Raw genomic sequence first — 6,994 nt, forward strand, 5'->3', positions numbered from 1 at the left:
CCCAGCCACACACCACCCGCACTCGCCCCCCGGCGGATCAGTCCCGCTCCCCCCCCACACGCACACCGCGGAGCGGCCCCGCGGAGCAACCCCGTAACCTGTCCCCGTGGCAGAACCAGTCGTGCGCATCCCGGATGCGAAGGTCGCGCTCTCCACGGCCTCCGTCTACCCGGAGTCGACGGCGACGGCCTTCGAGATCGCCGCGCGCCTCGGCTACGACGGCGTCGAGGTCATGGTGTGGACCGACCCGGTCAGCCAGGACATCGAGGCCCTGCGCCGCCTCAGCGACTACCACCGCGTCCCGATCCTCGCCGTGCACGCCCCCTGCCTGCTCATCACCCAGCGCGTCTGGTCCACCGACCCGTGGACCAAGCTGCAGCGCGCCCGCGCCGCCGCCGAGAAGCTCGGGGCCAGCACGGTCGTCGTACACCCCCCGTTCCGCTGGCAACGCCAGTACGCCCGCGACTTCGTCACCGGGATCTGGCGGATGGCGAACGAGACGGACGTACGGTTCGCCGTCGAGAACATGTACCCCTGGCGCTACCGCGACCGCGAGATGCTCGCGTACGCACCCGACTGGGACGTGACGAAGGACGACTACCGGCACTTCACGATCGACCTGAGCCACACCGCGACGGCCCGCACGGACGCGCTCCAGATGATCGACCGCATGAGCGACCGCCTCGGTCACGTCCACCTCGCCGACGGCAGCGGTTCCATCAAGGACGAGCACCTGGTCCCAGGACGCGGGACGCAGCCCTGCGCCGAGCTGCTCGAACGGCTCGCCCTGTCCGGCTACGACGGCCATGTCGTCATCGAGGTCAACACCCGCCGGGCCATGTCGAGCGCCGAGCGCGAGGCCGACCTGGCGGAGGCCCTCGCCTTCACCCGCCTCCACCTGGCCTCGGCGGCCCGGGTCCCGCGTTCATGACCGCCGCCGCCCCGCGCCGCCGGGGACGCCCCTCCCGTACGGACTCCGCGGACCTCCCCGCGGCCCGCGACCGCATCCTGACGGCGGCCCGCGAGGAGTTCTCGGAGCGCGGTTACGAGAAGACGTCCGTGCGCGGAATCGCCAAGACGGCGGGCGTCGACTCGGCGCTCGTGCACCACTACTACGGCACCAAGGAACAGGTCTTCGAGGCGTCCATCGAGGTCGCCATCGGGCCCCTCCTGAGCGCCCCCGGCTCGATCACCGAGGGCCCCCTCGACGGCGTCGGCGAGCGACTGGCCCGCTTCTTCTTCGGAGTCTGGGAGAACCCGGCCACCCGCAAGGCCCTGCTCGCGATCGTCCGCTCCGCCGTGAACAACGAGGTCGCGGCCGGAGTCTTCCGCCGCCTGATCTCCGCCCAGCTGCTGCGCCGCATCGCCGACCGGCTGGACCGCCCCGACGCCGAACTGCGCGCGGAACTGGCCGCCGCCCAACTCGTGGGCATCGCGATGCTGCGGTACGTGATCAGGGTGGAACCCCTGGCCTCCGCGACCCCGGAACAGATCATCGAGCGAGTGTCCCCGGTGATCCAGACCCACCTGACGGCCCCGTAAGGGGCGCGGGGAACTGCGCGCCCAGCCACACACAACCGGTACGGCACCCCCGGCGCCCGCACTCCGCTCACCCGAAACCCGAAACCCGAGACAACCGTCCCGCATACCGGACATCCTGTCCGAACCCTGGATGACCGGCGTACGCTCGACGGCAGTCAACACTCTCCGAAGGAGCGAGCGACGATGCCCGAGCTGAGGTCCCGCACAGTCACCCACGGACGCAACATGGCGGGCGCACGCGCCCTTATGCGCGCCTCCGGTGTACCGAGTGCGGACATCGGCCGCAAGCCGATCATCGCGGTCGCCAACTCCTTCACGGAGTTCGTGCCCGGCCACACCCACCTCCAGCCGGTCGGCCGGATCGTGAGCGAGGCCATCACGGCCGCGGGCGGCATCCCGCGCGAGTTCAACACGATCGCCGTCGACGACGGCATCGCGATGGGCCACGGCGGAATGCTCTACTCCCTGCCGTCCCGCGACCTGATCGCGGACAGCGTGGAGTACATGGTGGAGGCCCACTGCGCCGACGCCCTGATCTGCATCTCGAACTGCGACAAGATCACCCCCGGCATGCTCATGGCCGCTCTGCGCCTGAACATCCCGACGGTCTTCGTCTCCGGCGGCCCCATGGAGTCCGGCCGCGCCACGCTGGTCGACGGCACGGTCCGCACGCTCGACCTGGTCGACGCGATGTCCGAAGCGGCGAACGAGAAGATCTCGGACGAGGACATCCTCCGTATCGAGGAGAACGCCTGCCCGACCTGCGGTTCGTGTTCCGGCATGTTCACCGCCAACTCCATGAACTGCCTGACCGAGGCCATCGGCCTCTCCCTCCCCGGCAACGGCTCGGTCCTCGCCACGCACACGGCCCGCAAAGGCCTGTACGAGGACGCGGCGCGCACGGTCATGGACATCACCCTGCGCTACTACGAGCAGGACGACGAGTCGGTCCTGCCGCGCAACGTCGCCACCATCGCGGCCTTCGAGAACGCCATGGCCCTCGACATCGCCATGGGCGGCTCGACCAACACGATCCTGCACCTGCTGGCCGCCGCCGAGGAGGGGGGCGTCCCGTTCGGCCTGGACGAGATCAACGCGGTCTCGCGCCGCGTGCCCTGCCTCGCCAAGGTCGCCCCGAACGTGGCGAAGGACCGTACGTACTACATGGAGGACGTGCACCGGGCCGGCGGCATCCCCGCTCTGCTCGGCGAACTCCACCGCGCCGGCCTCCTGAACGAGGACGTCCACGCGGTGCACAGCCCGTCCCTCTCGGACTGGCTCAAGACCTGGGACATCCGCGCCGGCTCCCCCTCCCCGGAGGCCGTGGAGCTGTGGTACGCGGCGCCCGGCGGCGTCCGCTCGTCCGAGGCCTTCTCCCAGTCCGAGCGCTGGGCGGCCCTCGACGAGGACGCGGAGGGCGGCTGCATCCGCTCGGCGGAGCACGCGTACTCCAAGGACGGCGGCCTCGCGGTCCTGAAGGGCAACCTCGCCGTCGACGGCTGTGTCGTGAAGACGGCCGGCGTGGACGAGTCGATCTGGACCTTCGAGGGCCCGGCGGTCGTCTGCGAGTCGCAGGAGGAGGCCGTCGACAAGATCCTCAAGAAGGAGATCACGCACGGCGACGTCGTCGTCATCCGCTACGAGGGCCCCAAGGGCGGCCCCGGCATGCAGGAGATGCTCTACCCGACCTCCTTCCTGAAGGGCCGCGGCCTGGGCAAGACCTGCGCCCTGGTCACCGACGGCCGCTTCTCCGGCGGCACCTCGGGCCTGTCCATCGGGCACGCCTCGCCCGAGGCGGCGTCCGGCGGCACGATCGCCCTCGTCCGGGACGGCGACCGCATCCGCATCGACATCCCGGGCCGCAGCATCGAGCTCCTGGTCTCCGACGAGGAACTGGCCGAGCGCCGCGAGGCTCTCGGGGGCGTGTACGCGCCGGTGGCCCGCGAGCGCAAGGTCTCGGCCGCGTTGCGCGCCTACGCGGCGATGGCGACCAGTGCGGACAGGGGCGCGGTGCGCGACGTCTCGAAGCTCGGCTGAACGCGAGGTGCTCCGCTGGTTGTGCGGATTCGTCCGCGGGCCGGTGGGGGCTGGTCGCGCAGTTCCCCGCGCCCCTTAGGGGGTCACCAGTCGGCGGGCTCGTGGGCGGCCAGGGCGAAGACGTTGCCGTCGGGCGCGCCGGCGAAGATCCTGCCGTCCATGACCACCGGCACGGGCAGTTCGGCCACGACCCGTGCCGTGTCACCGCCGAGCCGGGGGCGGGTCTGGCCCAGCGGGTCACCGTCGCGGGCGTCCGTGGCGAGGAGGCGGCCGTCGGGGGCGGAGACGTACACATGGCCGCCCGACACCACCGGCCGCGACGGACGGCTCACGGATGTCTCCAGACGCCACAGCTCAGCCCCCTTCCCACCGGCGCCGTTCCCATCGGTGGCCTCTCCGGTCCGGCGCGTGTCGACGGCCACGAGTGAGCCGCCCACATCGCTGAGGTACACGACGCCACCGCGCTCTGCGGCGGAGGCCCGGTCGAGCGGGGTCGGCAGGGCCACCCGGCGGGCGCTCCGCTTCCCGCTGTCGAACCGGACGATGGCGTCGACCAGTTGGTCGGCGTTCGTCGACAGGAGGTACAGGGCCCCGTCCGGCGCGGCGAACGGGCTCAGGTTCCCGGCCGCCGACCTCGTCCACAGCACGGCGCCCCGCTCCGCGGACACCGCGCTCACCTCGGTGGCGGTCCCGGCGTCGGAGGGTGTCACCGCGTAGAAGACCCCCGACTCGGCCGGGCCGCCGATCCACTGGGTGCCGAGGCCGCCGATCTGCTTGCCCCAGCGCTCCTTGCCGGTCGCGCTGTCCAGCGCCCGCACGGCGCCGCGCTCACCGACGAGGAGCGTGGTGTCCACCCCGTGCACGACGGACGCGTACGCGGAGATGTCCACGTCCCAGCGCTGTTTCCCAGACCGGGGATCGACGGCTTGAAGCCGGTCGCCGCTCGTGAGGTGCAGCAGACCGCCCGACAACTCGGGCGGCGTTTTCGCTCCCGCCGAACCGTCACCGCTGTCGGTCGCGTCCTCGCGTGCGTCCTCGGGCGCGTCCTCGGCCTCGTACGACCACATGATCCGGCCGCTCGCGGGATCGAGCCGCGCCGCCGGAACCCCCGGAGCCGAGCAGTAGAGGGCGCCCCCACCCGAAGTGCAGACCGGAGGCGTGGCCTGTTCCCGGGCGGCGGGGGAACTGTCGAGGGCGGTACTCCACGGCCGGAAGTCCTCAAGGCCCGCCTTGGCAGGGCCGGCCGAAGGCGTCTCGGCTTCGGACGACACCCACTCCCGTATGCCGAAGGCGCCCGCGGCGACCAGCGCGAGTACGGCGCCGGCCACGCCCCCGACCGTGACGACGCGTCTGAGACGGCGGCGCGAGCGCGGCGGAGCGACCGGCTCCGGCTCCTGTCGCGGCGCGGCGGCGAAGTGCGTGTCCGTCGGAGGACCCGGAGGACGCCGCTGAGCGGGTATGCGAGGCGGGGACGCGGACGTGGATGCGGAAACGGGTGCGGGCACCGGCTGCCGCAGGGCGTCCATCACCTCGGCCGGCAGGGGCCGTTCGGCCGGGTCCTTCGCGAGGCAGCGCAGGATCAACGGCACCAGGTCGTCCGGGACGCCCGCCAGATCCGGTTCGTTGTGCACCACTTGGTACGCGACGATGTACGGACTGTTGGAGTCGAAGGGGCCGCGGCCCGTCGCCGCGTGGGCGAGCACCGCACCCATCGCGAACACATCGGCGGCCGGCCCGACCTCCCTCGGCCGCTGGAACTGCTCGGGCGCCATGAAGGGCGGCGAGCCGATCAACTTGCCGGTCTCCGTGCGCACATCGCTGTCCGTCGGACGCGAGATGCCGAAGTCGATGACCTTGGGGCCGTCGGGCGCGAGAAGGACATTGCTCGGCTTGAGATCGCGGTGGACCACTCCGGCCCGGTGAATGTCACGCAGCGCCTCGGCCAGGCCGGCCCCGAGCCTGCGCACCTCGGCGGCCTCCATGGCGCCGTTCCGCTTCACCTGCTCGGCGAGGGTGGGGCCGGGGATGAACAGGGTTGCCATCCACGGCAGTTCGGCGTTCGGATCGGCGTCCACGACAGGGGCGGTGAAGGCCCCGCTCACCCGCCGGGCGGCGCTCACCTCCTGCCGGAAGCGTGCCCTGAACTCGGGATCCGCCGCGTACTGGGCATGGACGACCTTGATCGCGAGACGCAGTCCGGAGGCGGACGTCGCGAGATGCACCACACCCATGCCGCCCGCGCCCAGGCAGGACTCAAGGCGGTACTGCCCGGCATAGTCCGGGTGTTCCGCTTCTTGTCCGGCTCCGAAACTCCGCAGCGGGGCCATGGCCCACCCCCGTGTCTGTGTCCGCACAGCGCGACGCACGGAGCCTAGTCGATGGTGCGTGCGATGTCGGACGGGCTTGCTAGCCTGCGCGGGTCGCGTGTGAAAGCCGCGAAAGTACCGGAACACTGAGCAGGAAAACACCAACACGGGGAGTAGCAATGGCAGTTGAGGAAGGCACAAGCACAGTCGAAGGAAGATCCGAAGAGACGGCGGAGACAGCGGAGGCAGCGACGACGCTGGCGGTCCGCTACCCGGTGGCCCCCGGCGTACGCCTGAAGGTCCGCAGCGGCCCCGGCACCCAGTACCAGCTCATCAAGGTGCTGCCGCTCGGCGCCAACGTGCCGATCAACTGCCAGAAGCCCGGGGAGTGGGTGACCGGCACCTACGGCACGACGAACCTCTGGGACAACATCGCGAACGGCCAGTACGTCTCGGACGCGTACGTCCACACGGGCAGCGACGGTTACGTGGCACCGCGCTGCGCCTGAGCCGGCGCGACGCCCCGACGGCGATAATCAAGCAGTGAGCGAAGCCCCGGACACACTCAACACCGCCGCAGGCCCCCGCCCCGAACCGATCCGCTTCTTCGGAACGACCTGGGTGGACCACGACGGCGGTTACGCGGCCCGCCGTGCGGCCGTGGCAGTCGGCTCGCTCGTCGCGATCGTGGCCAGTTGCCTGGTCCTCCGCTTCGCGTACGAGGGACTGGAGATCGCGGCCGTGGGCGGCTTCGTCACGGTGCTGGTGGTGGCGATGTTCGCCATCTGCAGCGCGCTCGCGTTCCGCCAGACCTGGACGGGCTTTACGGAACGCCAGGCCCCGGACACCCAGTCCGCCCTCCGCGGCCTGCTGACCATCGGATTCGTCGGCACCCTCACCGCGTACTTCTTCCGCTCACTGACGGAGGCCCCGGGCGAGCACCTCCACCGCACCGAGTACGCCACGGCCCGCACCGCGTACGGTGCGGGCCGGCGTTCCTAGGGGCACGGAGAACGGCGCGCTCGGCCACAGGCCACCGGCACCCGGCGGCCGGCCGATAGCGGTGTTTTTCAGGGGCGCGGGGAACGGCGCGCTCAGCCACAAGCAAC

6 protein-coding genes are annotated in these 6,994 nt (G+C 71.4%); 5 read left to right on the forward strand and 1 reads right to left on the reverse strand.

Annotated features, from left to right (window positions below):
- Positions 1 to 106: 106 nt before the first annotated feature.
- The 3 genes from AOK01_RS38400 (at position 107) to ilvD (ending at position 3,579) form a co-directional block, all read left to right on the forward strand.
- Positions 107 to 931 (forward strand): sugar phosphate isomerase/epimerase family protein, encoded by an 825-nt coding sequence (locus tag AOK01_RS38400; RefSeq protein ID WP_055520034.1) that lies wholly within the window; start codon positions 107 to 109, stop codon positions 929 to 931.
- The gene (locus AOK01_RS38405) at positions 928 to 1,542 is read left to right on the forward strand and encodes a TetR/AcrR family transcriptional regulator (RefSeq protein ID WP_055520036.1); all 615 of its coding nucleotides are present in this window, start codon (positions 928 to 930) and stop codon (positions 1,540 to 1,542) included. The genes AOK01_RS38400 and AOK01_RS38405 overlap by 4 nt, the downstream gene beginning before the upstream one ends.
- A 183-nt stretch (positions 1,543 to 1,725) precedes the next feature.
- Positions 1,726 to 3,579: a dihydroxy-acid dehydratase gene (ilvD, locus tag AOK01_RS38410; protein ID WP_055520038.1), complete on the forward strand. Its 1,854-nt coding sequence runs from the start codon at positions 1,726 to 1,728 to the stop codon at positions 3,577 to 3,579.
- A gap of 83 nt (positions 3,580 to 3,662) precedes the next feature.
- On the opposite strand, the gene AOK01_RS38415 is transcribed toward ilvD, so the two are convergent.
- A complete protein-coding gene (locus AOK01_RS38415) occupies positions 3,663 to 5,906 on the reverse strand; it encodes a protein kinase domain-containing protein (RefSeq protein WP_055520039.1) in 2,244 nt (747 codons plus the stop codon).
- A 158-nt stretch (positions 5,907 to 6,064) separates the two neighbouring features.
- Here AOK01_RS38415 and AOK01_RS38420 point away from each other — a divergent pair, with 158 nt between their 5' ends.
- Positions 6,065 to 6,394, forward strand: a complete 330-nt coding sequence (locus AOK01_RS38420; protein WP_055520041.1) for a peptidase — start codon at positions 6,065 to 6,067, stop codon at positions 6,392 to 6,394.
- A 34-nt stretch (positions 6,395 to 6,428) separates the two neighbouring features.
- Complete coding sequence (locus AOK01_RS38425; protein WP_055520043.1) at positions 6,429 to 6,887, forward strand: hypothetical protein; 459 nt, start codon at positions 6,429 to 6,431, stop codon at positions 6,885 to 6,887.
- The last annotated feature ends 107 nt before the right edge of the window (positions 6,888 to 6,994 follow it).

This window comes from Streptomyces aurantiacus (genome assembly GCF_001418335.1).
GTDB lineage: Bacteria > Actinomycetota > Actinomycetes > Streptomycetales > Streptomycetaceae > Streptomyces > Streptomyces aurantiacus.

What these genes read in the sequence shown, in the direction of transcription:
- AOK01_RS38405 (WP_055520036.1), top strand. Translation starts at nt 928, where the DNA reads ATGACCGCCGCCGCCCCGCGCCGCCGGGGACGCCCCTCCCGTACGGAC.
- ilvD (WP_055520038.1), top strand. Translation starts at nt 1,726, where the DNA reads ATGCCCGAGCTGAGGTCCCGCACAGTCACCCACGGACGCAACATGGCG.
- AOK01_RS38415 (WP_055520039.1), bottom strand. Translation starts at nt 5,906, where the DNA reads ATGGCCCCGCTGCGGAGTTTCGGAGCCGGACAAGAAGCGGAACACCCG.
- AOK01_RS38420 (WP_055520041.1), top strand. Translation starts at nt 6,065, where the DNA reads ATGGCAGTTGAGGAAGGCACAAGCACAGTCGAAGGAAGATCCGAAGAG.